Here is a 15,126-nt window from a genome sequence, read left to right on the forward strand (position 1 = left end):
GCCGGTGCGGCGCCGCCAGACGGATCAGCGTGAGGCCGCCGGAACCAGCGTCCAGAGCACGATGGCCTCCTCGTCGGTGGGGTTGATCCACGAATGCGGCTCGCGGCCCGGGAAGGTCAGCGAATCCCCGGCGCGGAGCTCGAAGCGCTCGTTGGCGAAGATGATGATGAACGTCCCGGCGACCACGTGCAGGACCTCGACCTCGCAGTCGACCGAGTACAGCTCGGTTTCGCCCTCCCCGCGCGGTTCGATGACGGCCCGGATGACCTGCAGCCGCTTCTCGGACCGGCTGGTCATCAGCCGCTCGACGATGCCGTGGCCGCCCAGCGAGATCCGCGGTGCGCTGTCCAGGCGGACCACGTGCGTTTCCGGTTGCGCGAACAAGTCGCCGATCGAGACCGAGAGCACCTGGCAGAGCGTGACCAGCGAGGCGACCGAGGGCGAGGTGAGGTCGCGTTCGACGCGGGAGAGGAAGCCCTTGGTCAGGCCCGTGGACTCGGCGACTTGCTCGATGGTCATGCGCTGGGCGTGGCGCGCGGCCCGGATCTTCGAACCGATCGCCAGCGGGATGTTGCTGGGCTCGACGGGCAACGCCTTCATGGGTGGGATACTCCGTGTCGTGGTTTGCGCGGTGGGCGGAGGTGGCGCGCCGGTCAACCAACCGGCCACGACTCCGTCACACAGCATAGGCCAATTGACGTGTTAGCCAGCTCACTTTAGCCTAGGGTGCAACAGGTGTTTACTTCTAAGCACCTACCGTTCCCTTCCCATCGATAAGGCCCCCTTATGGAATTCATCAACATCGTGATCGTCATCGCGTACCTCCTCGCGATGCTCGCGTTCGGCTGGTGGGGCAAGTCCCGCACCCGGAACAGCAGCGACTACCTGGTCGCCGGGCGGCGCCTCGGCCCCTTCCTCTACACCGGGACCATGGCCGCCGTCGTGCTCGGCGGCGCCTCCACCGTCGGCGGCGTCGGCCTAGGCTACAAGTTCGGCCTCTCGGGCGCCTGGCTGGTCATCGCCATCGGCATCGGCGTGCTGCTGCTGAGCCTGCTCTTCGCCCCGCGCCTGCAGCGGCTGAAGATCTTCACCGTCTCCCAGATGCTCACCCTGCGCTACGGCTCGAAGAACGCCACCAACGCCTCGGCGATCGTCATGCTCGCCTACACGCTGATGCTCTGCGCCACCTCGACCGGCGCCTACGCCACGATCTTCGTGGTCCTCTTCGGCTGGGAACGCTGGCTGGCCATCGCCGTCGGCGGGATCATCGTGCTGGTCTACTCGACCATCGGCGGCATGTGGTCCATCACCCTGGCCGACCAGGTCCAGTTCGTCATCAAGACCATCGGCGTGTTCGCCCTGATGCTGCCCTTCGCCCTCTCGGCGGCCGGTGGCTTCGGCGGCATCTCCGCAGGGATCCCCGAGCGGGCCCGCGACGCGTTCTTCAGCTGGGACGGGATCGGTGCGCAGACGATCATCACCTACTTCGTCGTCTACACCCTGGGCCTGCTCATCGGCCAGGACATCTGGCAGCGCGTCTTCACCGCCAAGACCCCGACGGTCGCCCGCTGGGGCGGGTCGACCGCCGGCATCTACTGCGTCCTCTACGGCATCGCCGGCGCCGTCATCGGCATGTCCGCCCGGGTCGCACTGCCCGGCATCGACATCGAGAACCTGGGCAAGGACGTCGTCTACGCGGAGGTGGCCATGAACCTGCTGCCCGTGGTGGTCGGCGGCATCGTGCTGGCCGCTGCCGTCGCCGCGATGATGTCCACGGCTTCCGGTGCGCTCATCGCCGCCGCGACGGTCGCCCGCAACGACGTCACGCCGTTCGTGGCGAGCTGGTTCGGCAAGAAGATCGAGGTCAACTCGGGGCGCAACCCCGAGCACGACGTCGCGGCGAACCGCTACTGGGTGCTGGGGCTGGGCGTGGTGGCCATCGTGCTGGCGATCGTGGTCAACGACGTCATCGCGGCCCTGACCATCGCCTACGACATCCTGGTCGGCGGCCTGCTGGTCTCCATCCTCGGCGGGCTGCTGTGGAAGCGCGGCAACGGCGTGGGGGCCGCACTGTCGATGGCGGCGGGAACCATCGTCACCCTGACGACCATGATCGTGCTGGAAATCGGCGCGGAGGAGAAGTTCGGCGGCGTCTACGCCAACGAGCCGATCTACTACGGCCTGGCCTCCTCGCTGGTGGTCTACATCGTGGTCAGCCTGCTCACCCCGGCGACCCGGCCCGAGGTCTCCGCCCACTGGTCCGACCGGGTCTCCGGGCGGGTGGAAGCAGAGGGCGTCCCCGCAGGCCGCTGAGCGGGGCGGGGCACCGCCGTCGTGCCCTGTCCCCGGCCCCGGTGGGCCCTGAGCACCCCCAAACCGGCTAATCCCGCCTGTTACGGCAGGCGGGTTTAGCCGCGCCCACACTGGGATGCAGCGGTGGTGGCGCCGGACACAGCTTGGGTCGCGCGTCCATCCGCGTTAGGCTGGAAAGAGCTTCATGAGACGCGGGCAACAGCTCCGACTACCCGCGCACCAACCCCAGGTTCGCGGGTGGTTCGGATGAGGAAGCGGCCCGCACGACAACGTGTCGGGTAAGAACGCACGAAAGGAAATCCGTGACGCACAGCGTCTCCGTTCTTCCCATATTCGATTCGATGCTCGGCACCGTCTGCCTCAACGTAGACGGCCAATGGGAGCGCTTCATCGCCCCCCACCCCAAGGACCTCGACCATGCCCTGGCCAACACCGCTGGTCGGCCGGTGTGGGACCACGAGTCCTGCGCCCTGACGGTCCGCGTCCCCCGCGCCGGTCGTTCCGACGGCGAGGCCCAGGTGTTCTTCCTCGAACGCCTCCCCGTCCGCGAACACCGCGGCTCGGCTATGATGGTTGGCTGAAGGGGAGTAGTTCCACACCCCGCCCGCACTCGGACCGCTGGCCCCGGTGCGGGCGACAGAGGATCTGTCGACATACTGACCGCCACGATGCGGTCCGGCACTCCACCCGGCGGCACCGCCGGGCGAACGAGACCTTCGGCCCGCTGGTGGCGGTCCGGGGTTCGTTGCATCCGCAGCCCTTTGACCGGCGCCCCCGCCGCAGCGCGGAAACTACGAACCGATTAGAGGACCCCCGATGACACCGGTTGCGCCGATGCCAGTGCCCCCGCCCGCCGACGACGATCCGCCCGCCTCTGCCGGGACCGCGGCCGAGCCCACCGCCGCCGATATCCGCAGGTGGCGCAAGTACCTGGCCGATGAACGCGCCGAGGCGGCGATCTACGATGCCCTGGCCTCCCGCAAGGACGGCGAGGAACGCCAGATCCTGCTCGGCCTGGCCGCCGCGGAAAAGCGCCACGAGGAACACTGGGCGGGCCTGCTCGGCGATGAGGTCGGCAAACCGGTCCGCCCGTCCGCCAGGCGGATCATGCTGCGTTTCATGGCCCGCAACTTCGGCTCCGTCTTCGTCCTGGCCCTGGCCCAGCGCGCCGAAGGCGCTTCCCCCTATGAGGACGACGCCGATGCCACCGCGACCATGGCCGCCGACGAGCTCGTCCACGAAGAGGTCGTCCGCGGTCTGGCCACGCGGGGGCGCAACCGCCTCTCCGGCAACTTCCGTGCGGCGGTCTTCGGCGCCAACGACGGACTCGTGTCCAACCTGGCGTTGGTCATGGGCATCGGCGCGACCGGAGTCTCCAGCGCACTCGTCCTGTTCTCCGGCATCGCCGGCCTGCTCGCCGGGGCGTTGTCGATGGCCGCCGGGGAATACGTCTCCGTCCGCTCGCAGCGCGAACTGCTCACCGCCTCGCAACCCACGCAGGTCACCCTGGTGGCCGCCCCGGATCTGGACCTGCAGGCCAACGAGCTGGTGCTCGTCTACCGCGCCCGCGGCATGAGCCGGGAGGCCGCCGAGCACCGGGCGGCCGAGCGCATGGGCAAGTTCACCTGCGACTGCGACCCGTCGTTGTCACTGCAGCCCGAACTGCCCGACACCGGGGACGACGAACACGAGGCCCTCGGATCGGCCTACGGAGCGGCCGGTTCAAGCTTCTGCTTCTTCGCCTCCGGGGCGCTCATCCCGATCCTGCCCTACCTCTTCGGGCTCACCGGCCTGCCCGCCGTCATCGTCGCCCTGGTCCTGGTCGGCCTGGCCCTGCTGATGACCGGCGGCGTCGTCGGGCTGCTGTCCGGTGCGTCGCCGCTGAAACGCGGGCTGCGCCAGCTGGCCATCGGCATGGGCGCCGCGGGCGTGACCTACCTGCTCGGCCTGCTGTTCGGCAGCAGCGTGTCCTGACCGTCCTAACCCGGCCGGTCAGCTGGCGCGGCGCATCCGGCGCGCCGGAACCTCCGGCCGGCCCGTGGCCGGGCCTCCGGTGGGCTTCGGCTTCGGCTGGTCCGCCGCCGCGGCCGCGGCGGGCTGGGGCTCCGCAGCCGGGGCGGCCTTCAACGGCCGGCCCGACTTCGCCGCGGCAATGGCCTCGCGCGAGGGCAGACGCGGGGGCGAGGCCGGTGGTCGCGGTGTGGCCCCGATCGGCGGCATCGGCTCGACGTGTACGGCCTTGGCCGCCTTCGCGACCTGAGCCGGCTTTGCTGCTTTGACGGGCTTCTGCTCGCCCTGGGCCGCCTTCTCGGTACGGGCCACGTTGCGCGCCGCCCGGACTTCAGCTGCCCGGGTGGCCCGCTCGGCCTTCGCCGCCTGGTGGGCAGCAGCGGCCTCGTCGGCCTGCACCGCTTTCCGGGCCCTGGCCTGCCGCTGCGCTTCGTTCTTCGCCGCCTGCTTGGCGGCCTGCTTCGGGGTCCGGGGCTTCGCCTTCCGGGGCCGCGTGGGGCCGGACGGCGGCTGCGGGTCGGTGGGCCGCGGTGTGGTGGGATCGAAGTAGTCGGCCAACCGGTCCAGGGTGCGCTCGATGTTCACCGGCGTGCTGCGGGTGAACCCCATGACCTTTAGCGGCCACTGCCGTTTCAGCCGCGAGGCGTCCCAGGTCTCGCGCACCAGCGTTCCGCGCGGCGCGGGAATGAGTTCGTAGCGCCACCGGTGGCCGTTGAAGTGGCGCCAGGCGATGAGCCGGGCCTCCTCGAACTCCACGACCGTGTTCTGGATCCGGTACCCCAGGCCGATGCGCATGTCCATGCCGAATTCGGCCCCGAGGCTGAGCCGTTGCGGTTCCTCGGCGCGGGCGCGTTTCACCGTGCCGGAGCCGTCGATGAGCGGATGCTTCGACGGATCAGCCAGCAGCTCGAAGATGGCACCCGGCGGGGCCTGGACCAGCCGCTGTCGGGTCACGAAATACGGTGACGATTCCATGCGGCCACCTTACCCAGCACATCTGTCAACCAGCTGGATCTCCCGGGCGTGGTGCGCCGGGCGTTTCCCGGCCCCGGCGCGCCGTGGCGGAAACGCCGTGCCTCACCGGGCGAGGATGGCCACCGCTTCCTCGACGGAATCCACCAGGTGGATGGCCCCGGCCATCTCCCGTCCCCGCGCCAGCGACTGCAACAGCGGCCAGGCCGGAAGTTCCCGGGTCCAATGCCGCCGCCCGACCAGCACCATCGGCGTCTGCGTCTGCGCGGTGCCGTAGTAGTTCTCGCAGGCGTCCTGGAAGATCTCCTGCACGGTCCCTGCCGCACCGGGCAGCACCACCAGCCCGGCGTCGCAGACGCTGAGCAGCACGTCCTCGCGGATGGAATTGGCGAAGTACTTCGCGATGTGGGTGGCAAACAGGTTCGGCGGCTCGTGGCCGTAGAACCAGGTCGGGATCCCGAGCGTCGGCGTCCCCTGCGGATGCCGCGCCAGCACGGCGAGCGCGGCCCGGGCCCACCGCGAGACCGATGGCCGGAACGACGGCGTCGCCTCCAGGGCGGCGACGGCCTCCTGGAGCGCCGGGGCCCCCGCCGCCGAGAGGTAGGCACCCAGGTTAGCTGCTTCCATGGCCCCCGGTCCCCCGCCGGTGGCGACGGTGAAGCCGGCACGGGCCAGGTCGCGGCCCAGCCGAGCCGCGGCGGTAAAGGTCGCACTGCCGCGCCCGGCGGCATGCCCGCCCATCACCCCGACCACCCCGCGACCGGGGATGCGTACTGTGGGGGCATCGCCGTCGTGCCCTGGACAGGGGGCACCGGAGGCGCCGGGGACACCGGAGGTGCCGGATCCCGGGCCGGCGGCCAGCAGCTGCGCCAGGGCCGCGCCGATGGCGTGGTCGTGCAAGGTGGTGGCCAAGGCGGCGTCGAGGCCGCTGCGGCCGGCATCGTCCCGGCGGGTCCACGCGTAGACGAGGGCGTCGGGGGTGTGCTCGTAGGCGTCATCGCCGAGCCCGGCGTAGAGCTCCGCCGCCGTATACAGCCCGCCGCGGTAGGGGTCGAACGGCAGGCCCGGCAGCTCGGGGAAGATCAGTGCGCCGCGGCCACGCAAGCCGTCGATCGTCCCGGCGGGCAGCTCGCAGCCCAGGAAGACCGCCCCGGAGACGTCGACCCGGTCCAGCACGGCCCGCCGGTCGGCCAGGTCCAGGGATTGCAGGTGCCAGCCGGCCATCCGCACGCTGTCCGGGGCGGTGCGGGCGTCGAACTCGGCCAGCGTGTCGATGTCCAGCTCGCGGGGCGAGGGCTGCAGCGCCGGAGACGTGTCCATGACGACACCCTACGACCTCGGCGCACCGGCACGCCCGCCACGCCCGCGACGCGTCGCCGAAGCGCCGTCCCGGTTCGCTGCGGGGGCCCGCGCCATGAAACGATGGGAGGATGGCCGATTCCGAATTCCCGCTCGTCGATGCCCGCGAAATCCTGCGCGTGGTCGGCGGTGCCGCGTTCACCCGCGGGAAGGGCTACGCCAACGCCGAGCACGTGCTGGACCTGGCATTCGAGCCGTCCGAGACGATGCTCTCGGCCCGTGTTGTCGGTTCCTCCGCGGAACCCTACGAGACCACTGTCCTGCTGGCCGGACGTCCGGGCGCCTGGACCGTCGGCGAGACCTGGTGCAGCTGCGCGGTGGGGATCGACTGCAAGCACGCGGCGGCCGTGCTGATCCTGTCCAACACGCTGCACCTGCGCGCCCAGCAGGTCTTCTTCGAGAACACCAGGGTCCCGGCGAAGGTCCCGGCCTGGCAGGAGAGCCTGGATGCGCTGCTCGGCGCCGGGCAGCAGCCCGCCACGGCCACCACCGCTACCGCGGGCCACGGCTCCCGGGGTGCCGCCGAGCGCCAGCACGTCCAGCCGATGGCGTTGCAGTTCGAGCTGCAGGACACCACCCAGGTGGCCCACCGGCAGTGGGCGCCGGGCTCCGGGGTCGGCCACCAGCGCAGTTCCGGGCACCGCTGGCGCCTGGGCGTGCGCCCCATGGTCCGCTCCGGCAACGGGCGGTGGATCCGCGGGAACCTGCGCTGGAACACCATCAGCTTCAAGACCTACGGGCTGAACCTGGATCCGGAGCAGCACCGCTGGTTCTGCCAGTTCGTCCCGCTCTACCGCGCCAACGGCCAGCTCTACTTCGGCGAGGACAACGACTGGCTCTACCTCGACGAGTTCTCCTCCCCGCTGCTCTGGTCGCTGCTGGCCGAGACCGCGGCCCTGGGCATCCGGCTCATCGGCCCCCAGACGAGCACCGAGATCCGGCTCGCCGACACCGCCTCCGTCGGCCTCACCGCGGCACGGGCAGCAGACGACGGCGGGGCGCTGGGGCTGGTGCCCACCCTCACCCTGGAGGGCGGGGACCTGGCCCTGGGCCCGGAGACCCCGGTCGGGGCGATCGGCACGCACGGCGTCTACGCCGCCCGCGCCGACGGCGGGCTGGTCGTCCTGGCCCCGGTCCCCCAGCGGCTCGGCCCCGCCGAGGTGGCCCTGCTGCACCGCCCCGCCGAGGTGGTCGTCCCCGCCGAGGACGTCGAGGACTTCCTGGCCACCGTCTACCCGCGGCTGGGCCGGCGGGTGGCGATCAGCGCGCTGGACGACTCGGTCGAGCTGCCCCCGATCCTGCCGCCGACGCTCGTGCTCTCCGTCGACTACCCCGGCGGAGACGCCGTCGAGCTCTCGTGGGAGATGGACTACGGGCACGGCCCCCTCGAGGCGGACCTGCGCGATACCGAGGCCGAGGACGCGCTCGAGGAGGCCGCGCTGGCCGCACTGGCCGACTCCCCCGCCCTGGCCGGCCGCGCCCTGGTCCCGCGCACCCTGCACGGGCTGGACACGGTGGACTTCGTGCGCCGTTCGCTGCCGCTGCTCGAGGCCGTCGAGGGCGTGCGGATCCACACCACCGGCACCGCCCCGGAGTACCGCGAGCTCACCGAGGCGCCCGAACTGACCGTGACCACCGTCGAATCGGAAAAGCGCGACTGGTTCGACCTGGGCCTGGTCATCGCCATCGGCGACCGCCGCATCCCCTTCGCCGACGTGTTGCGCGCCCTCTCCCGCGGGCAGAACCGGATGCTGATGCCGGACAAGACGTACTTCTCGCTCGAGCACCCGCTCTTCGACAAGCTGCGCGAACTCGTCGCCGAGGCCGGGGCGCTGAACGACAAGAACGCCGACCTGCAGATCACCCGCTACCAGGCCTCCCTCTGGGAGGAGCTGGAGGAACTGGCGACCGTCGTGGAGGGGCCCGATTCCTGGTTCGCCGGGGTCAACTCGCTGCTCAACGTCGCCGAGGCCGACCCGCCGGCCCTGCCCGCCGGGCTCAAGGCCACGTTCCGGCCCTACCAGCGCGAGGGCTTCGAGTGGCTGGCGATGCTCTGGCGCAACGAGCTCGGCGGCGTCCTGGCCGACGACATGGGCCTGGGCAAGACCGTGCAGACCCTGGCACTGGTCCTGCACGCGAAGGAGCAGTGGGCCGCGGCCCTGCCCGACAGCTCGGACCCGGTCGGGGCGGACCCGGCCGGGGCGGGCCCGGCCGGCGCCCAGCCCGGGCCCGGGCGGGCAGCCGGCGCCCCGGCGTCGTCCTCCACCGCCGTCCCGGGCCCCTTCCTGGTGGTCGCCCCGACCTCCGTGGTGGGCAACTGGGCCGACGAGGCGGCGCGCTTCGCCCCGGGGCTGACGGTCGAGGCCATCTCCGACACCCAGGGCCGCGCCGCCCGCCCGCTGTCAGCCATCGCCGCGGAGAACGACGTCGTGGTCACCTCCTACACGCTCTTCCGGCTCGACGCGGAGGCCTACCAGTCGCAGACCTGGGCGGGGCTGATCCTGGACGAGGCGCAGTTCGTGAAGAACAAGGCCACCAAGGCCCACCACGCCGCCCGCGACCTGAACGCCGCGTTCAAGCTCGCGATCACCGGCACCCCGATGGAGAACAACCTGATGGAGCTGTGGTCCATCTTCGCGATCGTCTCCCCCGGGCTGTTCCCGTCCGCCCTGCGCTACGCGGAGAACTACCAGCGTCCCATCGAGAAGCAGGGCCTGGAGGAGCCGCTGGTCCGGCTGCGCAAGCGCATCCGCCCGTTCATGCTCCGGCGCACCAAGGACGCGGTGGTCACCGACCTGCCCCCGAAGCAGGAACAGGTCCTGAACGTCGAGCTCGCCCCGCGCCACCGCAAGATCTACGACACGCACCTGCAGCGCGAACGCCAGAAGATCCTGCGCCTGGTCGACGACATGGACAAGAACCGCTTCACCATCTTCCAGTCGCTGACGCTGCTGCGCATGCTCTCCCTGGATGCCTCCCTGGTCGACCCGGAGTACGACGGCGTCGCCTCCGCCAAGCTCGATGTCCTCTTCGAGCAACTCGCCGATGTGCTCTCCGAGGGCCACCGGGCGCTGGTGTTCAGCCAGTTCACCTCGTTCCTGAAGAAGGCCGCCGCCCGGCTGGAGGCCGAGGGCGTGGACTACGCCTACCTGGATGGATCCACCCGGCGCCGCGCCGAGGTCATCGACTCGTTCAAGTCCGGCAAGGCCCCGGTGTTCCTCATCTCGCTGAAGGCCGGCGGGTTCGGGCTGAACCTCACCGAGGCGGACTACTGCTTCCTGCTGGACCCGTGGTGGAACCCGGCGGCCGAGTCGCAGGCCGTGGACCGGGTCCACCGGATCGGGCAGACCCGCAACGTGATGGTCTACCGGATGGTCGCCAAGGACACCATCGAGGAGAAGGTCGTGGCGCTGCAGGATGCCAAGCGCGAGCTGATCTCCTCGGTCATGGACGCCGGGGAGGGCTTCGGCTCGGCCATGACGGCCGACGACATCCGCAACCTGCTCATCGAATAGCCCCGCGAGTAGCCCCGCGTCATGTGGGCGCCATCGCTGGCCCGGGGGCCGGGCAGGGGCCTACGCTGGCGTCCCGGCGGGTTAATGGGGACCCGCCCAGGCAATGGAGGTCAGCCATGTTGTTGTCCGAAACGTCCCGGCCCGTCGTCCAGGCCACCCTGCCGGTGGTCGGCGGGAACATCACGGAGATCGCGGGCCGCTTCTACGCCCACATGTTCGGCGAGCACCCGGAACTGCTCGACGGGCTCTTCAACCGCGGGAACCAGGCCGACGGCGCCCAGCAGCAGGCACTGGCCGGGTCGGTGGCCGCGTTCGCCTCGTTCCTGCTGGACCATCCCGGCCAGATGCCCGAGGCCCTGCTGAGCAGGATCTCGCACAAGCACGTCTCCCTCGGCCTGGCACCCGGCCAGTACCACATCGTGCACGACCACCTGATGTGGGCCATCGGCGACGTGCTCGGCGACGCCGTGACCCCCGAGGTGGCAGCCGCCTGGGACGAAGTCTACTGGCTCATGGCCAACGCGCTGGTCAACCTCGAACGCGGCCTCTACAGCGCCCGCGGCGTCACGGCCGGCACCGTCTGGCGCGAATGGGAGGTCGCCGAAAAGACCACCGAAACCGACGACGTCGTCACCTTCACCATGCGGCGCATCGACGACCGGCTGGTCAAGACGTCCCTGCCCGGGCAGTACGTCACCGTGCAGGCCCCGATGCCCGACGGGGTCCGCCAGCCCCGGCAATACAGCCTCACGGCCGCCGACGACGGCTGGCACCGGCAGTTCTCGGTCAAGCGCGTCACCGGGGGCGGCAAGCCCGACGGCGAGGTCTCCAACCTGCTGCACGACGCGGTGCAGGTCGGGGACCGGCTGACCATGTCCCTGCCCTATGGCGACGTCGTGCTCGACGACTCCGGCCGGCCCGTGGTCTTCGCCAGCGCCGGCATCGGGATCACCCCGATGGCCGGGATGCTCTCGCACCTGGTCAACGCCGGTTCGGCGCTGCCCATCCAGATGCTCCATGCCGACGCGTCCGAGGCCACCTTCGCGCTGCGCGGCCAGGTCGCGGCCGACGTCCAGGCCCTGCCCGATGCCTCGCTGCATGTCTGGTACGAGGACGGGCAGCCGGGCTCCGTGCCGGTGGATTCCTCCCATGCCGGCTTCATGGACCTCGGCGACGTCGACCTGCCGGAGGGGGCCATGTACTACCTCTGCGGGCCGATGCCCTTCCTCAAGGCCGTGCGCGGCGCCCTGATCGAGCGGGGAACGCCTGCCCGCGACATCCAGTACGAGGTGTTCGGCCCGGACCTCTGGCAAGCCGACTTCCAGTAGGCCCCCGCGCCCTGGGGTGCCGCCCGGGGTCGAGCGGTCTGCCCATGTTGCCGCAGATGGCGCCACATGAACGACGCCGACACCGGTGCTTCAAACCGTCGGGCCCGCTCGCTAGGCTGGAACCAGCTTCACGAGACATGGCCCCGCCGGCCGCTCCCCCGCGGAGGGCAGGCGGAAAGCTCCGACTGGCCATGCACCAACCCCACCGCGGGCGGCCCAGGCCGCCGGCACACGGTTCGGCGGGTGGTTCGGATGACGAAGCGGCCCCCGGTAGCCGCCAGGGGCAAGGACGATCCGAAAGGCACCACCATGCCGGCCTTGCTGCACGACCCCCTCGACCATCTCCTCGACCACCCGGAGCCGCCCCACGGCAGCCAGCGCTTCGACGGCGACTGGGTGGATGCCGCCGTCGTCCTGGGCGAGGGCACCATCCGCGTGGATGCCGCGGGCCGGGGGCACCACCTCATCGCCGAGGACTTCGCGGCCCTGCGTGCCGCGTTGGCCCCGGTCGCCCCGCGGCAAGCTGCAGGCACGTCCACCGTGCAGTTCAACCAGGCGCTGGGCATGCTGCTGGTACCCGGCGGCCACCACCGCGCCGGCCGCTCGTTCTTCCCGGTCCACCCGGCACCGCGGCCCGCCGAGGACGGCTAGAAGTACTGCCCAGGCACCGGCTCCACCGCGGGCTCCCGGGCTCGTCGAATCGGCCCCCCCGGTTCCCGGAACACGGGGGCACGGGGAGCCAACTGGTGCCTTCGCCGCTGCCGGTTCACGGTCGACGTGCGGTGTCCCCGGGCCATCGTGCCGGGGACCGCCGCCGGTCGACACCATGCCTGAATCCGCAGCGGGAAGGCGAGCCAGACCTGCACCCCCGAACACGTACCCCAAGACAGCGCGCCTCGGGACCGGAGGCACCCGGGAGGCATCCCGGAGGCACTTCGGAGGCACCCGCATTTCCCGGCGATCATGACCGCCTCAGGGGATGATCCGCTGGCTCGTCCTCAGGACTTGCGGGCCGCAACGGCCACGAGTTCCGCGGCCGGACCCGAAAGCCGCTGCGGCCCCGACCAAACGGCAGTCAGCGGACGGTTGGGCGCCCGGTCCTGGAGCGGCACACGCAGGAGTTCCCCGCTCGCCAGCTGATCCCGCAGCGCGAGCCGACTCAGTGCGGCGGGCCCGGCACCGGAGGCAACCGCGACCCTGATGGCCGCATTGCTGCCCAGTACTTGGACCGGCTCCACGGGGACGTATCCTGCCAGGAGTTCCCGGAGCGCTTCGCGTGTTCCCGAACCGCGTTCCCTGACCACGAGCGGCGTTTCGGCCAGCTCCTGCAAGCTGACACTGCCGCGGCGGGATGCCCACTCGTGCGCCGGTGAAACCGCGACCACCAGTTCATCTTCCTGCACCACCATGGCGTTGAGCCTCACCGGGACATGCGGGGTCTCGACAAAACCGAGTTGCAACGCCCCTTTTTGGACCTCCTCCAAGACCGTCGCGGAGTTCATCACGTGGACGTCGACGCGCACCATCGGCAGGAGGCCCTTCAAGGCCGCCAACCACGCAGGCAACAGGGTCTCGGCGATCGTCATGCTGGCGCCGACCCGCAGCTCCACGACGCCCTCGGCCTGCCCCGAATGCAGCCAGTCGAGGAAACCCCGCGCCGCATCGAGGACATCACGGGCCTGGTCCGCGACAAGCAGCCCACGGGGTGTGGCCACCGAGCCGCGCGGGCTGCGCTCCAGCAGCGAGGTCTTCGTGCTGGCTTCCAGCTGGGCCACGAGCCTGCTCGCGTTGGGCTGGGCGATGCCCACCTTCCGGGCGCCGGCACCCACGCTGCCCTCGTCCACGACGGCAACGAATAGCTCCAACGCTTGCAGGTTCGGCCACTGGAAACTCATATGAAAAGTGTATGTGCCCATGCCCGATCGGCGGCTACTGGCGCTGGCCGCCGACTGGAACGCTGAATACATGCCTACGAAAACACCAACACAAGACGCACGGCCGGTTGCCCACCGCGGCTCGGACGCACTCAAGAAGCATGCGCCAGGATTGCTCCTGTGCGCCGTAGCCGCAGCCATCTCGATGACCGTGAGCAACTTCCTTCCCGGAGTGAGCTCGCTGATCATCGCGATCGTCCTGGGCATAGCCGTGACGAACGTGGTGCCCTTGCCGGATATCGTCGCCCCCGGCATCACCCTGTCATCCAAGAAGCTCCTGCGGCTTGGAATCGTGTTCCTCGGGCTTCAACTGGTCCTCTCCGACATCGTGTCGCTGGGTGCACCGATGCTCCTGGTGATCGTCTGCATCGTTGCCGGCGGGATATTCGGAACGATCCTCATGGGACGGCTCATGAAGATGCGCCCGGGCCAGGTCCTGCTCATCGCCTGTGGATTCTCCATCTGTGGCGCCGCCGCCGTGGCCGGGGTCGAAGGCGTCACCGAATCCGACGAAGAGGATGTCGTCACCGCCGTCGCCCTCGTGGTCATCTTCGGCACCCTGATGATTCCCGTGATCCCCCTGGCGGGAAAGCTGCTCGGCATGGGTCCCGAGCTGAACGGCATGTGGGCTGGCGGTTCCATCCACGAAATCGCACAGGTGGTGGCTGCCGGTGGCGTCATCGGCGGCGGCGCGCTGGCAGTGGCTGTCATCGTCAAGTTGGCCCGCATCCTCTTGCTCGCGCCGGTCGTGGCCGTCCTCAGCGTGCGCCAGCGCCGTCACGGCACCGCCACCCCGGATGGCAAGCGTCCTCCCATCGTCCCGATCTTCATCATCGGCTTCCTGGTGATGGTCGTCGTGGGTTCGACCTTCGACCTCCCCGGTTCCGTGCTCCACGCGGGGAAATTCATCCAGACGGCGCTGCTGTCCGCGGCCATGTTCGGACTGGGTTGCGGAGTCAAGATCCGCAACCTGGTCCGGGTCGGAGTCCGGCCGTTCCTGCTGGCAGTGGCTTCGACGATCCTGGTCGCCGGCATTGCCTTGGCCGGGATCGAGCTCGTCCACCTCGGCTAGCCGCGGTCGCCCCTGGCCCGCCGCCCAATGCCATGCCCATTGAGAACCAGGCCAATCCGATCGTTGGCCCGAGATTAGGAGACCACATGAACCCGATGAACGATCCCTCGCCCGTCGTCGTAGGAGTTGACGGGTCGACGTCGTCGATCCTCGCATTGCGCAAGGCAGCTGAATTCGCGGCAACGCTGCAGACGGAGCTGCTCATCGTCACCTGTTGGAGCGTCCCGAACTTCTACAACGGCATCACGCAACTGGATGACGCGGCCTTCGAACGCGATGCCAGGGAGCGGCAGGCAGCGGCGCTGGCGACGGCCTTCGAGAGCGGTTGCCCGGTCCATGCGCAGAAACGGGTCTGCGAGGGACGGCCCGGCACCGAACTCGTCAAGGCCTCCGCCCAGGCACAACTGCTGGTGCTCGGCACGCGGGGCCACGGGGAATTCGTCAACCTGCTCCTGGGTTCGGTGAGCCTCGAATGCATTGCCCACGCGAACTGTCCCGTGTTGACGGTTCGGGAGACGTAGCAGCGCCATCGACGCCATCCCGTCCTGCCGCGACGACGACCCGCTGCCACCGGCGCTGCTTCCCGGTCCCCGTTCCGGGCCCACACGGCCGAACGGGGGCCG

The 15,126-nt window shown here is 70.3% G+C and carries 12 protein-coding genes and 1 riboswitch; of the genes, 8 read left to right on the forward strand and 4 right to left on the reverse strand.

What is annotated here, in order from left to right; all coding sequences use genetic code 11:
- Positions 1-24: 24 nt before the first annotated feature.
- Positions 25-600 carry a helix-turn-helix domain-containing protein gene (locus AB8M85_RS08895; RefSeq protein ID WP_372698419.1) on the reverse strand — a complete coding sequence of 192 codons (576 nt, stop codon included), beginning with the start codon at positions 598-600 and terminating at the stop codon, positions 25-27.
- 186 nt (positions 601-786) lie between these two features.
- Between AB8M85_RS08895 and AB8M85_RS08900 the strand changes: the two genes are divergently transcribed.
- The 3 genes from AB8M85_RS08900 to AB8M85_RS08910 all read left to right on the forward strand — a co-directional run bounded on the left by AB8M85_RS08900 (position 787) and on the right by AB8M85_RS08910 (position 4,287).
- Positions 787-2,313, forward strand: a complete 1,527-nt coding sequence (locus tag AB8M85_RS08900; protein ID WP_372698420.1) for a sodium:solute symporter — start codon at positions 787-789, stop codon at positions 2,311-2,313.
- A 180-nt stretch (positions 2,314-2,493) separates the two neighbouring features.
- Positions 2,494-2,604, forward strand: a riboswitch (SAM riboswitch).
- 11 nt (positions 2,605-2,615) lie between these two features.
- Positions 2,616-2,894 (forward strand): hypothetical protein, encoded by a 279-nt coding sequence (locus tag AB8M85_RS08905; RefSeq protein WP_372698421.1) that lies wholly within the window; start codon positions 2,616-2,618, stop codon positions 2,892-2,894.
- A 235-nt stretch (positions 2,895-3,129) separates the two neighbouring features.
- Positions 3,130-4,287, forward strand: coding sequence for a VIT1/CCC1 transporter family protein (locus AB8M85_RS08910; protein WP_372698422.1), 1,158 nt, complete (start codon positions 3,130-3,132; stop codon positions 4,285-4,287).
- 18 nt (positions 4,288-4,305) lie between these two features.
- Here AB8M85_RS08910 and AB8M85_RS08915 read toward each other — a convergent pair whose 3' ends face one another.
- Together AB8M85_RS08915 and AB8M85_RS08920 are read right to left on the reverse strand one after the other, a co-directional pair.
- Entirely contained in the window at positions 4,306-5,298 is a 993-nt protein-coding gene (locus AB8M85_RS08915; protein WP_372698423.1) for an SRPBCC family protein, read from the reverse strand.
- Positions 5,299-5,400: 102 nt separating this feature from the next.
- A complete protein-coding gene (locus AB8M85_RS08920) occupies positions 5,401-6,615 on the reverse strand; it encodes an LOG family protein (RefSeq protein WP_372698424.1) in 1,215 nt (404 codons plus the stop codon).
- A 110-nt stretch (positions 6,616-6,725) separates the two neighbouring features.
- Here AB8M85_RS08920 and AB8M85_RS08925 point away from each other — a divergent pair, with 110 nt between their 5' ends.
- From AB8M85_RS08925 to AB8M85_RS08935, 3 genes are all read left to right on the forward strand, one after another.
- Positions 6,726-10,169, forward strand: coding sequence for an SNF2-related protein (locus AB8M85_RS08925; RefSeq protein ID WP_372698425.1), 3,444 nt, complete (start codon positions 6,726-6,728; stop codon positions 10,167-10,169).
- A 119-nt stretch (positions 10,170-10,288) separates the two neighbouring features.
- A complete protein-coding gene (locus AB8M85_RS08930) occupies positions 10,289-11,497 on the forward strand; it encodes a globin domain-containing protein (RefSeq protein WP_372698559.1) in 1,209 nt (402 codons plus the stop codon).
- Between the two features lie 252 nt (positions 11,498-11,749).
- Positions 11,750-12,148 carry a hypothetical protein gene (locus AB8M85_RS08935; RefSeq protein ID WP_372698426.1) on the forward strand — a complete coding sequence of 133 codons (399 nt, stop codon included), beginning with the start codon at positions 11,750-11,752 and terminating at the stop codon, positions 12,146-12,148.
- A 347-nt stretch (positions 12,149-12,495) separates the two neighbouring features.
- Here AB8M85_RS08935 and AB8M85_RS08940 read toward each other — a convergent pair whose 3' ends face one another.
- Positions 12,496-13,392 (reverse strand): LysR family transcriptional regulator, encoded by an 897-nt coding sequence (locus AB8M85_RS08940; RefSeq protein WP_372698427.1) that lies wholly within the window; start codon positions 13,390-13,392, stop codon positions 12,496-12,498.
- Between the two features lie 70 nt (positions 13,393-13,462).
- Between AB8M85_RS08940 and AB8M85_RS08945 the strand changes: the two genes are divergently transcribed.
- Both AB8M85_RS08945 and AB8M85_RS08950 read left to right on the forward strand, forming a co-directional pair.
- Positions 13,463-14,503 (forward strand): YeiH family protein, encoded by a 1,041-nt coding sequence (locus AB8M85_RS08945; RefSeq protein ID WP_372698428.1) that lies wholly within the window; start codon positions 13,463-13,465, stop codon positions 14,501-14,503.
- An 86-nt stretch (positions 14,504-14,589) separates the two neighbouring features.
- Positions 14,590-15,024, forward strand: coding sequence for a universal stress protein (locus tag AB8M85_RS08950; RefSeq protein ID WP_372698429.1), 435 nt, complete (start codon positions 14,590-14,592; stop codon positions 15,022-15,024).
- Positions 15,025-15,126: the final 102 nt, after the last annotated feature.

This window comes from Arthrobacter sp. JSM 101049 (assembly GCF_041679245.1).
Classification (GTDB): Bacteria; Actinomycetota; Actinomycetes; order Actinomycetales; family Micrococcaceae; genus Arthrobacter_H.

What these genes read in the sequence shown, in the direction of transcription:
- AB8M85_RS08895 (WP_372698419.1), bottom strand. Translation starts at nt 600, where the DNA reads ATGAAGGCGTTGCCCGTCGAGCCCAGCAACATCCCGCTGGCGATCGGT.
- AB8M85_RS08900 (WP_372698420.1), top strand. Translation starts at nt 787, where the DNA reads ATGGAATTCATCAACATCGTGATCGTCATCGCGTACCTCCTCGCGATG.
- AB8M85_RS08910 (WP_372698422.1), top strand. Translation starts at nt 3,130, where the DNA reads ATGACACCGGTTGCGCCGATGCCAGTGCCCCCGCCCGCCGACGACGAT.
- AB8M85_RS08915 (WP_372698423.1), bottom strand. Translation starts at nt 5,298, where the DNA reads ATGGAATCGTCACCGTATTTCGTGACCCGACAGCGGCTGGTCCAGGCC.
- AB8M85_RS08920 (WP_372698424.1), bottom strand. Translation starts at nt 6,615, where the DNA reads ATGGACACGTCTCCGGCGCTGCAGCCCTCGCCCCGCGAGCTGGACATC.
- AB8M85_RS08925 (WP_372698425.1), top strand. Translation starts at nt 6,726, where the DNA reads ATGGCCGATTCCGAATTCCCGCTCGTCGATGCCCGCGAAATCCTGCGC.
- AB8M85_RS08935 (WP_372698426.1), top strand. Translation starts at nt 11,750, where the DNA reads ATGACGAAGCGGCCCCCGGTAGCCGCCAGGGGCAAGGACGATCCGAAA.
- AB8M85_RS08940 (WP_372698427.1), bottom strand. Translation starts at nt 13,392, where the DNA reads ATGAGTTTCCAGTGGCCGAACCTGCAAGCGTTGGAGCTATTCGTTGCC.
- AB8M85_RS08945 (WP_372698428.1), top strand. Translation starts at nt 13,463, where the DNA reads ATGCCTACGAAAACACCAACACAAGACGCACGGCCGGTTGCCCACCGC.
- AB8M85_RS08950 (WP_372698429.1), top strand. Translation starts at nt 14,590, where the DNA reads ATGAACCCGATGAACGATCCCTCGCCCGTCGTCGTAGGAGTTGACGGG.